A 17802-nucleotide genomic window follows, 5' to 3' on the forward strand; every position below is an offset into this window, starting at 1 on the left:
TAGGGTCGAACCCGTCCCGACCTCCTTGCCCAACTCTCCCGGTCCGGAACCTGACGGACTGGGAGCGGGACGCAGATGGTGGTGGCGTGCCGGATCGTCGAACATCCGGCACGCCTTCCCCCATTTGGGCCGGCGTCCGACCGCGCGGCCCCACGACCGAAACCGGCTGACAATTCCGACGAGGCTGACTACTGGTTGCGGAGGATGGCCGCCGGCTTCTCGCCCAGCGCGCGCCAGGTCCCCACGAGCCCCAGCCCCACAGTCACGGCCAGCGCCACCACCACCGCCCCGGCGGCCGTGAGCGGCATCATCTCGAACTCAACGTCCATGATCTCGGTGAGCACGTACCAGGCGGCGAGCGTTCCGGTCAGGATGGCGAACACCGCCGTCGCCGCGCCGATGATGGCGTATTCAAGCGCAAAGGCGCCCACCAGCCGGGCCCGGGTGGCCCCGAGCGTCTTGAGGATCACCGCGTCGTAGATCCGGCCGCGGTGGCTTGCAGCCAGCGCACCGCCAAGCACAAGGATGCTGGCGACGAGGGTGACGCTGGCCGCCGCCCGGATCGCCAGCGCGATGTCGCCGACCACATCGTTGACGGCGTCCAGCGCGTCCTTGACCCGCACGGCCGTCACCGTCGGATGGGTCTCGGCAAGCGTCCTGAGCAGGCCCACCTCCTCTTCCGTCGTGCCGCCATCGGGATAGGTGAGCGTCGCCAGGTGCGCGTGCGGGGCGCCGGCGAAGGTGTTGGGCGAGAACACCATGACGAAGTTGATGGAGAGGCTTTCCCAGGCCACCGTGCGGAAGTTGGCCACCTCCGTCTCGATCTCGCGGCCGAGCACGTTGACGGTGACGCTGTCGCCGATTTCCAGGCCGAGCTCCCGGCCCAGCTCCTCGGCGAAGGAGACCAGTGGCGTGCCCTGGTAGTCCTGCGACCACCACTGGCCGGCCACCACCTTCGAATTGTCCGGCAGCGTTTCGGAGTAGGTGATGCCGCGGTCGCCCCTGAGCACCCATTGCGCTTCCGGAGGCGCCGGATAGTCGGCGGCCGGAATGCCCTTGAGCGCCACGATGCGGCCGCGCAGCATGGGCTGGGTCTCGATGAGCGCGTCGGGCGCGTCCCCCTCCAGCGTCTGCAGGAAGGCGTCCCTTTCCCGGTCCTGGATATCGACGAAGAAGAAGCTCGGCGCCTCGTCCGGCAGGCGCGAGGTCAGTGTGGAGCGCAGATTGCCGTCGATGAGCGCCAGCGTCACCAGGAGCGCAAGGCCGAGGCCGAGCGACAGGACCACGGTCGGCGTCAGCGCGCCGCGCCGGTGAATGTTGGAGAGCGCCAGCCGCGCCCCGGTCGAGCGCGGCCTCGGACTGCGCCGGGCGAGCGCCATGATCACCCAGGCGACGACGCGCAGGAGCAGGAAGGCGGCGGCGACGGCGACCACGTAGACCAGCGCCAGGAACCGGTCGTGGGCGAGCAGGACCGCCACCACGGCCAGCACGGCAGTGACGGCCGCCGTAGCGGCCAGGTAGCGCCGGCGCGGGAGCCGGACCTCGGAGCCGGACCGTTCGCGGAACAGGGCCGTCGGCGGCACGTCGTGTGCCCGGCCGAGCGGCCAGAGCGCGAAGGCGAGCGCCGTCAGAAGGCCGTAGAGAACCGAGAGCGCGAGTTGCGCCGGAAAGATTCCGGTGAGGCTGGAGACCGGCAGGATGCCCTCAAGGAGCACCGCAGCAAGCGGCGGGATAACAGCGCCGATGACCAGGCCGATGGCAATGCCGATTCCGGCCAGAAGCAGGATCTGGATCAGATAGACGCGGAACACGAAGCCGCCGTCGGCGCCAAGGCATCGGAACGTGGCGATGACCGCGCGTTTGCGGTCGAGATAGGCCTTCACCGCGTTGGCCACGCCGACACCCCCGACCACCAGCGCCGTCAGCCCGACCAGGGTCAGGAACTGGGCGAAGCGGCCGATGGAATCGCGCAGGCCGGGCGCCGCATCCGTGCGCGAGCGAATACGCCAGCCGGCCTGCGGGAAGGTGGTGTTGGCAGCCTGGGTGATGTCCTCGATACGGCTTGCCGAGAAAGAGCTCGTCTCGCCGGCGATCCGGTAGTGCCAGCGCACCAGGCTTCCGGGCTGAACGAGACCGGTTTCATCCAAGGCATCGACGGAGATCATCAGCCGGGGCCCGAATTCGACCCCGCCGGACAGCTTGTCTGGCTCGCTGTCGATGGTATCGACGATGCGGACGCTGGTCCGCCCGAGCGCGAGCGTGTCGCCGACATCGACACCGAGGCGTGCGAGCAAAGTGGCATCGGCCACCACCGGATACGGCGCTGCGCTGCCGGCAAGGGCCTCGTCGAGCGACCCGCCCCCGTCGAGCTCCACCGTGCCGTAGAGCGGGTAGGCGCCATCGACGGCCTTGAGTTCGACCAGCGCCTGATCCGACGTGTCCGGCCGGCGAACCATCGCCCGCATCTCCGCCATTTCGGACATGCGACCGAGATCGGCGAGCCAGGTCCGCTCGCCGCCATCGAGCCGGCGGTGAATGAGCGAAACATCGAGATCGCCGCCGAGGATGGTCTGCCCCTCTGCGACGATGCCGTCGGTGAGCGCCCTGGCGAGCGAGCCGACGCCGGCTATAGTGCCGACGCCGATCGCAATACACGCGATGAAGACGTAGAAGCCCTTGAGCCCGCCCCGCATCTCGCGCAGCGCAAAGCGGAAGGCGGTGGACAGCCCTGCCCCGTGGCCGGTCGATGCCATGGGTCTAGCGCGCCTCGACGAGGGCCGGAGCGCTTTCCGCGCCCACCACTTCGCCGGCCCGCATCCGCACGGTGCGCCGGCAGCGCCGGGCGAGTTCCGGATCGTGGGTGACGATGACCAGCGTCATGCCGCGCTCCGCGCAGGCCTGAAACATCAGGTCGACAATGGGGGCGCCGGTGTCCTCGTCGAGATTGCCGGTCGGCTCGTCGGCCAACAGGAGCGCCGGTTCTGGCGCCAGCGCCCGGGCGATCGCGACGCGCTGCTGTTCGCCGCCGGACAGTTCGGTGGGGTAATGGTCGGTCCGGTCGGCAAGACCGACGGCGGCGAGCTCCGCGCGGGCCCGATCGAAGGCGTTGGGCGCGCCGGCCAGCTCAAGCGGCACCGCCACATTCTCCAGCGCGGTCATGGTGGGGATCAGGTGGAAGGCCTGAAAGACGATGCCGACGGAGCGGCCGCGAAATCGCGCGAGATCGTCCTCGCCAAGACCGGTCAATTCGCTGCCGGCAACCCGAACCGAACCGGCATCCGCCCGCTCCAACCCGCCGAGCACCATCAGGAGCGTCGACTTGCCGGACCCGGAAGGCCCGACGATACCGACGGACTCGCCGGCCGAGATGTCGAGGGAAACGCCCTTGAGGATATGGACGCGGGCCGCGCCCGACCCCAGACTCAGGTGCACGTCATCGAGCGCAATCGCTGGTTCGGCCAAGTGGCCCCCCTCTGGTCGAATTCCTGAACTACTGGCAGACGGCACAATCGATCGGCCCGGAGACGGGCCTTCCGGGCATATGGTTCTCGCCTGCCTCATATCCAGACGAAACGGACATCCATGCGGATCATCCTTGTCGCAGCCTGCGCCCTGCTTCTCGGCCTTCCGGCCCGGGCGGCGGACCCGATCATCATCGTCGCATTCGGCGACAGCCTCACGGCGGGCTACCAGCTCGGCCCCGACGAGGGCTTTCCCGATCGGCTTCAGGCCAGGCTTGAAGAGCGCGGCGAGGCCGTAACGATCGTCGATGCAGGCGTGTCCGGCGATACCACGTCGGGCGGCCTCTCCCGCCTCGACTGGTCGGTGCCGGACGACGCGGACGGGGTGATCCTGGAACTGGGTGGCAACGACGCGCTGCGGGGCATCGATCCCGCCACCACGGAAGCCAATCTCGACGCCATGCTGACCCGGCTTTCGGAGCGCAACATCCCGGTTCTTCTCGCGGGCATGCGCGCGCCGCCGAACATGGGGCCGGACTACGAGGCGGCCTTCAACCCGATCTTCGCCCGTCTGGCGGACCGCCACGACGCGGTTTTCTACCCGTTCTTCCTGGACGGTGTGGCCGGCGAGCCGCAATACGGTCTCGGTGACGGCATCCATCCAAACGCGGCCGGCATCGACGTGATGGTGGACAATATCCTCCCGTCGGTGGAAAAGCTGATCGTACGGATCCGGCGCCGCGACCCGTCCTGACGCCCCCGTATCCCGCAGACCCGCGTCCGGCTGTGCGGCCGGCCCCACCGCTCGAGTGCTCCCCGGATAGACGGTTCGCCTGACGGGACCAGACGCTCGCTCCAAGAGGTTCCCGCCCGTTGGACGTCCTTTCCCTGCTCACGCCCGAAGGCCTGCCGCTGTGGGCGGCGGCCCTGCTTGTTGTCGTGTCGTGCCTGACATCGGCGATGACAGCCGCCTTCGGGATCGGCGGCGGACTGACCATGGTCGCGGTGATGATACCGCTGGTGCCGATCCACGCGCTCGTGCCCGTACACGGGTTGGTGCAACTGGGCTCCAACGGGGGCCGCGCGCTGCTGCAGGTCCGTCACGCGCGCTGGGACATCCTGCTCGTCTTCGCCATCGGTGCCTCCATCGGTGCCGTGATCGGCGGAATGGTCGTGGTCGACGTGCCGGCCGTTGCCCTGAAGCTCGGCGTCGGCCTGTTCGTGCTCTGGTCGGTCTGGGGCCGGATGCCGGCAATCGGCGAGGGAAACCCGGTCCTGCTCGCCATCGGCGGCGGGATATCCACGCTCCTGTCGATGTTCGTCGGCGCCACTGGCCCCTTCGTCATGTCGCTCTATGCCCACGCGAAATTCACCAAGGAAGAGCTGGTGGCGACCTTCGCCGGCTCCATGGTGATGCAGCACTGTCTGAAGGTGCTGGCCTTCGGCGCGCTGGGCTTTGCCTTCGGCGCCTGGCTGCCGCTGGCCGCGACCATGATCGCGGCCGGCTTCCTCGGCACCGTCCTCGGGACCCGCGTGCTGCGCCGCCTGCCCGAGCACATCTTCCGGACCTCGCTGAAGGTCCTCCTGACCCTGATCGGCATCGAGCTGGTGGTCACCGCCGTGGCGACGCTTGTCACCTGATCCCGCGATCCGAGCCGACAATCGAAGAGCCCCGACCATGACCGCTACCGCCCGCCTGCCCGTTTCCCGCGCAGACATCGAGGCAGCCCACGCGCGCATCGTCGATCATGTGCGCCGCACGCCGGTGATCCGGCCGGGACGCAGCGCCTTCGGGCTCGACCTGGATCTGGTCGTAAAGCTGGAGTGCCTGCAGCACGCGGGCTCGTTCAAGTCGCGCGGCGCCTTCAACTCGCTGATCACCGCGGACGTTCCGGCGGCCGGCGTTGCGGCCGCCTCCGGCGGCAACCACGGCGCGGCCGTGGCCTATGCCGCCTCCCGACTCGGCCACCGGGCAACGATCTTCGTTCCGGAAATCTCCTCGCCGGTGAAGATCGCGAAGATCCGCCAGGCCGGGGCGGACGTGCATGTCGGCGGTGCCCGCTATGCCGACGCTGCCGACGCCTGCGCACGCTTTCGGGACCAGACCGGCGCCATCGACATTCATCCCTACGACGCGGAGACGACCGTGGCCGGACAGGGCACCGTCGGGCTGGAATGGCAGGACCAGGCGCCGGAACTCGACACCGTGCTGGTGGCGGTGGGCGGTGGCGGCCTGATTGCGGGTGTGGCCACCTGGTACGAGGGCCGGACGAAGGTCGTGGCCGTGGAGCCGGAGACCTCCTGCTGCCTCCACGCCGCGCGCGCAGCCGGCGAGCCTGTGGACGTGACCGTGGAGGGCGTGGCGGCGGATTCGCTGGGCGCGAAGCGGATCGGCACCCTGCCCTTTCTCCAGACCCAGGCGTTCGTGGAAGAGGCGGTGCTTGTCCCCGACAGCGCCATCGAGGCGGCGCAGACGCTCCTGTGGCGCGATCTGAACACGGCAACGGAAGCCGGTGGCGCCACCGCGCTTGCCGCCCTCCTCTGCGGGGCCTACACACCGGCCGCCGGCGAGCGGGTCGGCGTCCTCGCCTGCGGGTCCAACGTCGATCTCGCCGTGCTGCAGGGCCTCACGCCCCGAGCCGCGCTTGCCTTGACCGGAGGAAGCCGATAGGCAGCTTCTCGACCCGCACCCGCGGGACCGCATCCACACAACGACACGAAGACTTTCAGGAAAGGCAACGCCGATGACCACCCATTCGCTTCTGCTGCTCCCCGGAGACGGGATCGGTCCGGAGATCATGGCATCGGCGGTCGAAGTCATCGGCTGGTTCAACAAGCGTGCCGGCAAGGAGCTCTTCACCACCGAGAGCGATCTCGTCGGCGGCTCCTGCTACGACGCGCACGGCGTTTCCATCACCGACGAGACCATGCAGAAGGCGCTGGCGGCGGACGCCGTGCTGTTCGGCGCCGTCGGTGGCGAGAAGTGGGACAATGTCGGCTACGAGCACCGCCCGGAGGCCGGCCTGCTGCGCCTGCGCAAGGACCTGGAGCTGTTCGCCAACCTGCGCCCGGCGATCTGCTATCCGGCGCTGGCCGAGGCCTCCAGCCTGAAGAAGGAACTGGTCGAGGGTCTCGACATCCTGATCCTGCGCGAGCTCACCGGCGGCGTCTATTTCGGCGAGCCCAAGGAGATCCGCGATCTCGGCAACGGCCAGAAGCGCGGCATCGACACGCAGGTCTACGACACCTTCGAGATCGAGCGCATCACCCGCGTCGCCTTCGACCTCGCCCGCACCCGCCGCAACAAGGTGACGTCGTCGGAGAAGCGCAACGTCATGAAGACGGGCGTGCTGTGGCGCGAAGTGGTGGAGCAAGTCCACAAGGCCGACTACCCGGACGTGGAGCTGGAGCACATGCTGGCCGACAACTGCGGCATGCAGCTGGTGCGCCGGCCGAAGCAGTTCGACGTCATCGTCTGCGACAACCTGTTCGGCGACATGCTCTCCGACGTGGCCGCAATGCTGACCGGGTCACTCGGCATGCTGCCGTCGGCCTCGCTGGGTGCTCCGGATCCGGTCACCGGTCGGCGCAAGGCGCTCTACGAGCCGGTCCACGGCTCCGCCCCGGACATTGCCGGCACCGGCCGCGCCAACCCGATCGCGATGATCGCCTCGGTCGGCATGGCGCTGCGCTATTCGTTCGGCATGATCGAGGAGGCCGACCTTCTGGAGGCCGCCATCTCCAAGGCGCTGGACACCGGTGTGCGCACTGGCGACATCGCGCCGGAAGGCGCCGAGACCGTCGGCACCGAGGAAATGACCCGGGCCATCCTCGACGCGCTCGACAGCCTCGACAGCTGATTGCAAAGACAGAACGCAGACATGGAAAAGGGGCCTCACGGCCCCTTTTTTGCGTCCGATCGCAATCGGAGCAGGCGGCGATGACCCCGCCGCACCCTGGGCTCAGACCCAGGGACGGTCCTTGGAGACCTCGTCCTCGTAGCCGCCGATGGTCGGTGCCTTTTCCAGCGTCAGCGCGATGTCGTCGAGGCCGTTGAGCAGGCAGTGCTTGGTCCACGGATCGACCTCGAACTTGAGGACGCCGCCGTCGGGGCCGTGGATCTCCTGGGCTTCCAGATCGACCGTCAGCGTTGCGTTGGCGCCGCGCTCGGCGTCGTCCATCAGGAGCGCCAGCTCGTCCTCGGAGACCTTGATCGCAAGGATGCCGTTCTTCGAGCAATTGTTGAAGAAGATGTCGGCGAAGGACGTGGAGATCACGCAGCGGATGCCGAAGTCCATCAGCGCCCAGGGCGCGTGCTCGCGGCTCGAGCCGCAGCCGAAATTGTCGCCGGCCACGAGGATCTCGGCGTTGCGGTAGGCCGGCTTGTTCAGCACGAAGTCCGGATTCTCGCTGCCGTCCTCGTTGTAGCGAAGCTCGGAGAAGAGCCCCGTGCCGAGGCCGGTCCGCTTGATCGTCTTCAGGTACTGCTTCGGAATGATCATGTCGGTGTCGACATTGATCATCGGCAGCGGCGCAGCGACGCCGGTGAGGACCGTGAACTTCTCCATGGCGGCAGACTTCCAACTTGTTCCAGAGTGGCGCTACTCCTATCCCCCCGGCGGGCGAAAAGGCAAGCACGCAAGACGGGTCAGCGGCTGAACGGTTAGCGGCCGCGGGCGTGATAGTCGGCGTTGGGGCGCATGTCGGTGGCGGCGGCGACCCGGTTCGACATGTTGAAGAAGCCCACGATCGAAGCGATGTCCCAGACGTCGCGCTCGGAAAAGCCCGCCTCGCGCAGGCCCTCGCGATCCGCCTCGCCGACGCCGAAGGGTTCGGCGGTGAGCTTCCAGGCGAAGTCGAGCATCGCGCGCTCGCGCGGCGACAGGCGCGCGGCCCGGTAGTTCATCACCATCAGCTCGCCGAGCGCCGGATCGCCTGAGAGCTCGCGCACCGCTGCGCCGTGGGCGACGAGGCAGTAGTAGCAACGGTTCACGCTGGAGACGACGACGGCGATCATCTCGCGCTCGAGCTTGGTGAGCCCGGAATCGGCGAGCATCAGGTCGTTGTACATGTCGGTGAAGGCGCGCAGCTTCTTCTCGTCGAAGGCGTAGGCCCGGAGCACGTTCGGCACCAGGCCCAGCTTCTCCTCGCACTTTGCGAAGTAGGCCTCCGTCTCCGCCGACAGCGGTGCATCGCCGCCCAGATCGAGCGCAATGGCGGGATCGTCGAAGTCGGCGCTCTCTCTGCGCGTTTCGCTCATGGTTGGACCCTCCCTCCCCCGGTTCTGGTCTCAAGCCGGTCTGCGCCGCATTCGCCGTACCGCCACGCAGCGGAAACCTACGGTGCTGCCGCGCGTTGCCCGGCTGACCGGCGCACGCCGATGTGCCGAACCCTACCACGTTCGTGTCGATCGCCGCATCGCACGCCTGCCGAAGCCCGAACGGTCATCTGCCGGTGATTTTCCCGTGAGAGCGATCGGAGATGTCTGATTTCCGGCCAGGCCGACGCGCCGCGCCCCTTGCCGCTGGGCAATCGGCCCGGTACCACCGGATACGGAGGATCAAAATGGAGATCGCAATGCTCGATCAATACGAAGCCGAAAAGGCCAAGAGGATCGCGGCTGCGGTCGACCGGATAGGAGGCGGAGACGACGCTGCCGCCCGACGCCGGTTTACCGAACTCCTGTATTCGCGCGGGTCCGCCGAGGACCTGATCACCAGCGCTCCGGACGAGCTGACCGCCCATGCCGACCAGGCCTGGAGCGTTCTGCGCCAGCGCAAGCCCGGCGAACACCGGATCTCCGTCACCAACCCGAAATTCGACACCGACGGCGACGCGCACCGCAATCTGACCGTCATCGACATCTCGAACGACAACAAGCCGTTCCTGTTCGATTCGGTGATGAACGAGCTGCACGATTTCGGCGCTGACGTGCACCTGGTGCTGCATCCGATCTTTGCCGCGCGGCGGGGCGAGGACGGAACGCTAACGGAGTATCTGGGCGCGGCCGATCCAGACAGCGCCGGCCGCAAGGAAAGCCTGATCCACATCCATATCGGTCGGATCGAGAGCGAAGAGCGTCGCGCGGAACTCACCGAACGGCTGGACCAAACGCTGGCCGACGTGCGTGTCGCCGTGGCCGACTGGAAGCCGATGCGCGAGCGCGTGGCGAAGATCGTCGAGCGCTACCGCGAGGGCGGCATCCCGATCGAGGAAGCGGAGCTTGCCCGCGCCACGTCCTTCCTGGACTGGCTGACCCGCGACGACTTCATCTTCCTTGGGCTGCGCGAATATCAGCTGGAAGGCGACGTGGAGACCGGCGATCTGGAGCCGGAGCTCGACACCGGTCTCGGCCTGCTCCGCGACCCGAAGGTCCGGGTGCTGCGGCGTGGCAACGAGTTCGTGGTGATGACGCCGGAAATCCGCGAGTTCCTGCGCCAGTCGGCTCCGATCATCATCACCAAGGCCAACACCCGCACCCGCGTGCACCGCCGCGTCCATCTCGATTTCATCGGCATGAAGGACTATGCGGAGGATGGCAGCCTCAAGGGCGAAGTCCGTCTCGTCGGCCTTTTCTCGTCGCGCGCCTACACCAAGTCGGTGCTCGACATCCCCTACATCCGCGAGAAGGTCCAGGCCGTCCTCGACCGCGCCGGTTACGACAGCGACAGCCATTCCGGCAAGGCGCTGCTGAACGTGCTGGAAGCCTATCCGCGCGACGAGCTTTTCCAGATCGACGAGGATCTGCTCTATCAGTTCGCGGCCGCGGTGCTGGAGCTGGGCGAGCGGCCGCGCATCCGGGCGCTGGCGCGCACCGATACCTACGAGCGCTTCGTCTCGATCCTGGTGTTCGTACCGACACGCTCCTACACAACCGAACAGGCCGAGGAGATCGGCACCTATCTCGCCAATCTCTACGATGGGCGGGTGTCGGCGACGTACGTCTCCTACCCGGAAGGCCCGCTGGCCCGCATCCACTACATCATCGGCCGCCACGACGGACCGACGCCGCAGCCCAGCCGCGACACGATCGAGACGGCCATTGCCCGGATCGTGCGCACCTGGAGCGACGAGCTGGAGGACGCGCTCTCCGACCGCTACGGCTGGGACAAGGCCGAGCGTCTGATCGCCCGCTACGGCAACGCGTTCGAGGGCGGCTACGAGGCCACCTATACAGCCCAGACCGCCCTCGGCGACATCGAGATCATCGAGCGGGTCGGACCCGAGCGCGCCACCGCCATCACCTTCTTCCGGCGCAAGGGCGACGCGGAGAGCCGCTGTTCGCTGAAGCTGTTCTCCCACCAGCGGCCCACGCCGCTGTCCGACCGCGTGCCGATCCTCGAGCAGATGGGCTTCCGCGTCATCAACGAGCGCACCTTCCGGGTGACGGTCGGGGAGGACGAGAACGTCTACATCCACGACATGACGCTGGCACGCAGCGGCGACGGTTCCATCGAACTGGACTCGATGGGCCAGGCGCTGGAAGCGCTGTTCATGGCCGTCTGGCGGCAGCGGGCGGAGAGCGACGGCTTCAACGCCCTGCTCGTCAACGCCGGTATCGGCTGGCGCGACATTTCCATGATTCGGTCCCTGGCGCGCTATCTGCGCCAGGCCGGCATCGCCTATTCGCAGGACTACATCTGGGGCACGCTCAACCGCTACCCGCAGATCGCCAAGCTCCTGGTCAGCCTGTTCCACGCGCGCTTCGATCCCCGCGACGAGAACACCGACCGCTCGCTGGCGGCGGCCCGGTTGCAGGAGCAGATCGACGCCGAGCTGGAGACCGTCTCCAACCTTGACGACGACACCATCGTCCGCCGCTTCACCAACCTGCTCTACGCGATGCTGCGGACCAACTTCTTCAAGATCGACGAGAGCGGCAATCCGCCGGACACCTTCGCCTTCAAGTTCTATCCCGGCGCCATCGAGATGCTGCCGGCGCCGCGTCCATTCCGCGAGATCTGGGTCTACAGCCCGCGGGTGGAAGGCGTGCACCTGCGCTTCGGCGAGGTGGCCCGTGGCGGCCTGCGCTGGTCGGACCGGGCCCAGGATTTCCGCACCGAGGTCCTCGGCCTGGTGAAGGCGCAGCAGGTCAAGAACGCGGTGATCGTTCCGGTGGGCGCCAAGGGCGGCTTCCTGCCCAAGCAGCTGCCCGGGTCGGGCGGCCGTGAAGCCGTCTTCGCGGAAGGTACGGCCTCCTACAAGATCTTCATCAACGCCCTGCTCAGCATCACCGACAACCTGAAGGACGGCTCAGTCGCGCCGCCCGACCAGGTGGTTCGCCACGACGGCGACGACCCCTACCTGGTGGTGGCCGCCGACAAGGGCACCGCAACCTTCTCCGATACCGCCAACGCCATCGCGGAGAGCCGCGACTTCTGGCTTGGCGATGCCTTCGCGTCGGGCGGCTCCCAGGGTTACGACCACAAGGCCATGGGCATCACCGCGCGCGGCGCCTGGGAAGCGGTGAAGCGCCATTTCCGGGAGATGGACACCGACATCCAGACGACGCCGTTCACCGTTGTCGGTGTCGGCGACATGTCCGGCGACGTGTTCGGCAACGGGATGCTGCTGTCCAAGGCGATCCGGCTTCTGGCCGCCTTCGACCACCGCGACATCTTCATCGACCCCGATCCGGACCCGGCGACCTCATGGGAGGAGCGCAAGCGGCTCTTCGACAAGCCCCGCTCCAGCTGGCAGGACTACGACACCTCGCTGATCTCCAAGGGTGGCGGCGTGTTCTCGCGGTCGGCCAAGTCGATCCCGCTCTCGCCGGAAATCCAGGCGCTGCTCGGGCTGGAGAAGTCGAGCGCGACGCCGTTCGAGGTGATGCGGGCCATCCTGCGCGCCGAGGCGGACCTGCTCTGGTTCGGCGGCATCGGCACCTATGTCCGCGCAGCGTCCGAGAGCAACCTTGATGCCGGCGACCGCGCCAACGATTCCATCCGGGTCACGTCCGACGAGCTGCGGGTGAAGGTGATCGGCGAGGGCGCCAACCTCGGCGTCACCCAGAAGGCCCGCATCGCGTTCGCCCGGTCGGGCGGGCGCTGCAACTCAGACGCCATCGACAACTCCGCCGGCGTGAACACCTCCGACGTGGAGGTGAACATCAAGATCGCGCTGCGCGCCGCCGAGGGCGAAGGCGTCATCGATCGGGAGAAACGCAACCAGGTTCTGGCGGCGATGACGGAGGACGTGTCCGCCATCGTGCTGCGCAACAACTACCTGCAGACCCTCGCCATCTCCATGGCCAGCGACCTTGGGGTGGAGGACGTCGGCTTCCAGATGCGGATGATGCAGGTGCTGGGCGACCAGGGCCTGCTGGACCGCGAGCTGGAGGGCCTGCCGGGCGACCCCGAACTGACCACGCGCGCCTCCCGCGGCGAGCCGCTCTCGCGGCCCGAGATCGGCGTGCTTCTCGCCTATGCCAAGATCACGCTCTACGACGCGCTGCTGTCGTCCAGCGTGCCGGACGATGCCTATCTCGGCCGCGAGCTTCGGCGCTACTTCCCCGGTCTGATGCAGCAGGACTTCGCCGACCAGATCGAAGGCCACCCGCTGCGCCGCGAGATCATCGCGACCGTGCTGGCCAACTCCATGATCAACCGCGGCGGCCCGACCTTCGTCGTCCGCATGAGCGACCAGACCGGCGCCGACGTGGAGCGGATCGCCCAGGCCTTCGCCACGGTGCGCGATTCCTTCGGCCTGACGGCGCTCAACGGCGAGATCGACGAACTCGACACCAAGGTGCCCGGTGACGTCCAGCTCGCCCTCTACCGGTCGGTCCAGGACCTGGTGCTCGACCTAACGGTCTGGTTCATCCGCAACGTGCGCTACGACGAGGGAATCGAAACTGTGGTGGACCGGTTCGCGAAGGGGATCGGCACGCTGGAGCCGCAGATCGCCGAGGTGATGCCCGGCCACGTGCGCGAGGAGATCGGCGAGACCGCCGCGGCCTGGATCGAGACCGGCGTGCCGGAGCCGCTGGCCAACCGCATCGCCCAGCTTCCCGTGACCGCCTCCGTGCCCGACATCATCGTCGTCGCCGAGGCGATCGAGGCGCCCCTGGAACGGGCCGCGGAGGTCTATTTCGCCATCGACGGGCGCTTCCGCATCGGCCAGATCGAGGCGCTCGCGCGGACCCTGGTGGTGGACGACTATTATGACGGGCTGGCGCTCGACCGGGCCCGCAGAACGCTTGCCGAGGCGCATCGCCGGATTGCTCAGCAGGTGCTGTCGGACGGTGGGACGCACGAGCCGGACATGGCCGTGGAGAACTGGATCGCCCAGCGCTCGAAGCAGGTGGACCGGGCGCTGAAGACGGTCACCCGGCTGGGCGAGACGGAGACGATCACCGTGTCGCGGCTGTCGGTGGCGGCGAGCCTTCTCGCCGACGTCGCCGGAAGCTGACATCGCCCCCGGCATTCCGGGGGCGATCCTTTCCGACATTTAATGCACCGCCGCGTGGCGCGGGATCGGGCCCGGTGCTATCAGCGCGGCGGACCGGCCCGGCGGCTTCGCATCCGCGTTCAAGGGGAACGAGAGGACGCCGTCCGCATTGTTGGTCGGGGACGCATCGCGCCGGCGCGAGGCGCCAGTCCCGACCGAACAGCCGGCCGAATGGAGAACTGGAATGAGCGCTTTCACTGCTTCTCTTCGCGGCGTTGCCGCAGCCCTCGCCCTGTCCGCCTTCGCCGTCGCGCCCGCCGCCGCCCAGACCGCGACGACGGCCCAGACGGCGCCCACCCAGAGCTTCGTCGACGTGTTCGGCGACGCCCAGGTGACCACCTTCAAGGCCCAGGTCGCCACCACCAACAAGATGGAACGCCAGGTCGTGGTGAAGCTCACCAACGGCAACGAATACGCGGTCCCGGTTCCCGACGGCTTCAACCTCGAGGAAGTGCGCGAGAACCAGTTCGTCACGGTGGAGCACCTTCAGGGCCTGATCCTCGACGTGCAGAAGAGCACCGAAGATGCGCCGGGCGTCTCCTACGAGGTCGACAGCATCGACATCGACGACAGCGACCGGCTGCCGAAGGGCCTGACCATCCGCAGCGTCACGCTGACCATCCAGATCGAGAAGATGGACCGCAGGGCCGGCACCGTGACCTTCGAGGCGCCGAACGGCGAGAAGCGCACTGCCGTGCTGCAGGATCCGGAGGTGCTGAAGACCCTCGACATCAAGGACGGCGACTTCGTCGACCTGACCTACTACGAGGGCGTCGGCATGTCGGTGACCAACACCTGACCCGATCGGGTGTCAGAAACAGCGAAGGCCGGGATCATGCGATCCCGGCCTTTTTTTGTGGTCGAGAGGCGGGGGCGTCCGGCCCCCTACTCTTCCGGGTTCAGCTCGATGCGGCTCCAGCCCTCCGGCACATCGGCCTCGAAGGTGGCATCAGGCAGGGACGTCTCGGAAAAGCCGGTGAAGGTCAGCACATATTCCGGATCGCCCGGCTCGCGCACGTAGGTGACCACAAGCCGCTCCGGCAACGGTGCGGTTCCGTCGGCGATCCACAGCAGGCTGCGGGCGTCGATCGTCTCGATCTCCACCAGGCTGGTGACATCGTCGCCGAGCACCCGCTCACCGACCAGCCGAGCGCCGATGACGTTGTCCTCGAGCTGGTCGAACGGCCGGGAGCCGGCAAACATCAACACCGGCATGGTGACACCGAGCCGCGCCTGGATGGCCTCGACGAGGCCATCGACGTCGCCCTCGAAGGGCAGCTCGACATAGGTTTCCGTCGACAGGTTGGCGAGCGTCACCGTCTCGCCGTCGAACCAGACCTTGCGGTCGCTGCCGTCGTCGAACCGGGCCTGCAGGAACAGCCGGTCGGGCCGGTCGACGGCCACGTGCACGCTGGCGGCGCGCTTGCCGGGCACGCCGTCCAGCGCCGGTTCGTCGAAGAGGGCGGACGCCTCGAACTCGAACGACGACAGGCCGGCGAGATAGTCGCTCATCGCCTGCACTGCGGCGGCAGCCTCGGCCATGCCGGTGTCGGCTGGTTCGGCGGTGTCGGACTGGGCGGCGGCCGTACCCAGCGAGCCGGCGAAGAGGGCGGCGGCAAGAAGCGGCCTGGCTCCGCCGAGAAGGGGGAAAGTGAACCTCATGGGATCGATATCCTCGGTTTCCAACGGGTCGGGCGAACCGGCCTGACGGCACCGCGGATCACCACGGCCGGGCCGGTTTCCAGATGTCTGTGGCGGCGACGGACCGGGACGCAAGGCGGCCCCTCCGCCGGAGCGCCTGCTACCAGCGCCGGTCGACGCGACGGGTGGTGCGCCGGGCCGTGCGCCGCGCAGTGCCGTTGACCCCGGCCGGCCCGTAGACGGGAGCGTGGTAGACCGGCCCCGGCACGTAGGCCGGATGCGCCGGGTAGACCCAGTAGGGGGCGCCCACGGCGGTGTAGTACATGACCGGCTGGGTGATCGTGTTGGTGTCGATCACCACCTTGGCGCCGCCCTTGGTGTAGACGGTCACCTGCGCGGCGGCGGCGATGTCCGCGCCGACCATGGCGACGACGGATGCCAGCGCGGTCACGCGAGCGAGCCGCCCGAATGGCGAGCAGGACTGGAACAGTCTGGGTGTCATGGGGAAATCCTCCTTTTCCCGCCGGAGCGCGGGCTCCGGCAACGGCTTTCCGATCCGCCCCGCGCGAACCGCCCGTTCGCGCAGGTCGATTCGGGCTCGATGCCCCGGCCGGCGGAACTCTACGGCATCCAGACCGGCGACGGACCCGTCAATTTATCCGGATCGGCCGGGCCCGCAGCCCGGGAAGGGCGGCCCGGCCTACTGGAAGGCAACCTCCTCGAAGGAGCGCAGCTTGCGGGAATGCAGCCGTTCCCTCGGCATCGAGCGCAGGCTTTCCAGCGCCTTGATGCCGATGGCGAGGTGCTGATCGACCTGGCGGCGGTAGAAGGCGCTGGCCATGCCGGGCAGCTTGATCTCGCCGTGGAGCGGCTTGTCGGACACGCACAGCAGCGTGCCGTAGGGCACCCGGAAGCGGAAACCGTTGGCGGCGATGGTGGCCGATTCCATGTCGAGCGCGATGGCGCGGGACTGGGAGAAGCGCCGGAGCGGTTCGCGGTGGTCGCGCAGTTCCCAGTTGCGGTCGTCGATGGTGGCGACGGTGCCGGTGCGCATCACCCGCTTGAGCTCGTAGCCGGAAAGCCCCGTGACCTCGGCGACCGCCTCCTCGATGGCCACCTGCACCTCGGCGAGCGGCGGGATCGGCACCCAGGTCGGCAGGTCGGCATCGAGCACGTGATCCTCGCGCACGTAGCCGTGGGCGAGCACGTAGTCGCCGAGGCGCTGCGTGTTCCTCAGGCCGGCGCAATGGCCCAGCATCAGCCAGGCGTGCGGGCGCAGCACGGCGACGTGGTCGGTGATCGTCTTGGCGTTGGAGGGGCCGACGCCGATGTTGACCAGCGTGATGCCGGAATGGTCGCCGCGCACCAGGTGATAGGCCGGCATCTGCGGCATCCGGTCGGGCGCCTGACCGCTGGTCGGCGCGCTGTGCCCGGGAGGGGTGACGCAGTCGCCCGGCTCCACGAAGGCCTCATAGCCGTGCCCCCCCTCCTTCATGAGCTTTCGGGCATGGGCGATGAAGGCATCGACATAGAAGGCGTAGTTGGTGAACAGCACGTAGTTCTGGAACACGCTGGGGCTGGTCGCCGTGTAGTGGCGCAGCCGGTGCAGCGAATAGTCGATGCGCGGCGCCGTGAACGGCGCCAGCGGCATCGACGCACCGGGCGAGCGCTCCACCGTGCCGTTGACGATGGCATCGTCCATGTGAGTGAGATCCGGCACGTCGAACCGGTCGCGCAGCGGCCAGGCCATCTGCGGCCCCAGCGCGCCTTCCACGTTCATGCCTTCGGGATAGGCAAAGTGAAGCGGGATCGGGACGGACGATTCCCCGATCGTCACGGCGCAGCCGTGGTTGGCAACCAGCAGCTCGATCTGCTCCTCCAGATAGTCCTGAAAGAGGTCGGGACGGGTGATGGTGGTGGTGTGGGCGCCCGGCCCCGGCACGAACCCGTAGGCGAGGCGCGAATCGACCCGGCCGAAGGACTGGGTCGTGACCCTGACCTCCGGATAGAACGCCCGCACGCCTTCGCCCGGAATGGCGCCGTCGCGCACCACGGCCTCGAACCGGTCGCGCAGGAATCCGGTGTTGCGGTCGTAGATGGCGGCGAGACGGTCCACCGCGGCGCGCGCATCGCGGAAGGCCTCCGACGGCCACGGGGCGGGATGATCGAAACGGGGAGCGGCCGACGGGCCGCGCGAATCCTTGCTCATGTCTGCCTTCTGCCCGGGCCCTGCCGAATGATGTCGCGCCTC

General features: G+C 68.1%; 13 protein-coding genes. 6 read left to right on the forward strand and 7 right to left on the reverse strand.

Features of this window, described 5'->3' with window-relative positions:
- Positions 1-188: 188 nt before the first annotated feature.
- Entirely contained in the window at positions 189-2753 is a 2565-nt protein-coding gene (locus C507_RS0116240; RefSeq protein WP_018700774.1) for an ABC transporter permease, read from the reverse strand.
- Between the two features lie 4 nt (positions 2754-2757).
- Positions 2758-3462 (reverse strand): ABC transporter ATP-binding protein, encoded by a 705-nt coding sequence (locus C507_RS0116245; protein WP_018700775.1) that lies wholly within the window; start codon positions 3460-3462, stop codon positions 2758-2760.
- 120 nt (positions 3463-3582) lie between these two features.
- On the opposite strand from C507_RS0116245, the gene C507_RS0116250 reads away from it, so the two are divergent.
- From C507_RS0116250 to leuB, 4 genes are all read left to right on the forward strand, one after another.
- Positions 3583-4215, forward strand: coding sequence for an arylesterase (locus C507_RS0116250; protein WP_018700776.1), 633 nt, complete (start codon positions 3583-3585; stop codon positions 4213-4215).
- A gap of 119 nt (positions 4216-4334) precedes the next feature.
- The gene (locus tag C507_RS0116255; protein ID WP_018700777.1) at positions 4335-5102 is read left to right on the forward strand and encodes a sulfite exporter TauE/SafE family protein; all 768 of its coding nucleotides are present in this window, start codon (positions 4335-4337) and stop codon (positions 5100-5102) included.
- A 37-nt stretch (positions 5103-5139) separates the two neighbouring features.
- Positions 5140-6132, forward strand: coding sequence for a threonine/serine dehydratase (locus tag C507_RS0116260; protein ID WP_018700778.1), 993 nt, complete (start codon positions 5140-5142; stop codon positions 6130-6132).
- Positions 6133-6205: 73 nt separating this feature from the next.
- Positions 6206-7321, forward strand: coding sequence for a 3-isopropylmalate dehydrogenase (leuB, locus tag C507_RS0116265; protein WP_018700779.1), 1116 nt, complete (start codon positions 6206-6208; stop codon positions 7319-7321).
- A gap of 102 nt (positions 7322-7423) precedes the next feature.
- Here the strand turns inward: leuB and leuD are convergent, their stop codons facing one another.
- The gene (leuD, locus tag C507_RS0116270; protein ID WP_018700780.1) at positions 7424-8029 is read right to left on the reverse strand and encodes a 3-isopropylmalate dehydratase small subunit; all 606 of its coding nucleotides are present in this window, start codon (positions 8027-8029) and stop codon (positions 7424-7426) included.
- Between the two features lie 95 nt (positions 8030-8124).
- Positions 8125-8721, reverse strand: a complete 597-nt coding sequence (locus C507_RS0116275; RefSeq protein WP_018700781.1) for a peroxidase-related enzyme — start codon at positions 8719-8721, stop codon at positions 8125-8127.
- 317 nt (positions 8722-9038) lie between these two features.
- Between C507_RS0116275 and C507_RS0116280 the strand changes: the two genes are divergently transcribed.
- Both C507_RS0116280 and C507_RS0116285 read left to right on the forward strand, forming a co-directional pair.
- A complete protein-coding gene (locus C507_RS0116280) occupies positions 9039-13871 on the forward strand; it encodes an NAD-glutamate dehydrogenase (RefSeq protein ID WP_040401324.1) in 4833 nt (1610 codons plus the stop codon).
- A gap of 223 nt (positions 13872-14094) precedes the next feature.
- Entirely contained in the window at positions 14095-14709 is a 615-nt protein-coding gene (locus C507_RS0116285) for a hypothetical protein (RefSeq protein WP_018700783.1), read from the forward strand.
- 86 nt (positions 14710-14795) lie between these two features.
- Here the strand turns inward: C507_RS0116285 and C507_RS0116290 are convergent, their stop codons facing one another.
- From C507_RS0116290 to C507_RS0116300, 3 genes are all read right to left on the reverse strand, one after another.
- Complete coding sequence (locus tag C507_RS0116290; protein ID WP_018700784.1) at positions 14796-15572, reverse strand: DUF2092 domain-containing protein; 777 nt, start codon at positions 15570-15572, stop codon at positions 14796-14798.
- A 139-nt stretch (positions 15573-15711) separates the two neighbouring features.
- Entirely contained in the window at positions 15712-16053 is a 342-nt protein-coding gene (locus tag C507_RS0116295; protein WP_018700785.1) for a hypothetical protein, read from the reverse strand.
- A gap of 198 nt (positions 16054-16251) precedes the next feature.
- Positions 16252-17760, reverse strand: coding sequence for an AMP nucleosidase (locus C507_RS0116300; RefSeq protein ID WP_018700786.1), 1509 nt, complete (start codon positions 17758-17760; stop codon positions 16252-16254).
- Positions 17761-17802: the final 42 nt, after the last annotated feature.

It is taken from the genome of Amorphus coralli DSM 19760 (assembly GCF_000374525.1).
Lineage (GTDB): Bacteria > Pseudomonadota > Alphaproteobacteria > Rhizobiales > Amorphaceae > Amorphus > Amorphus coralli.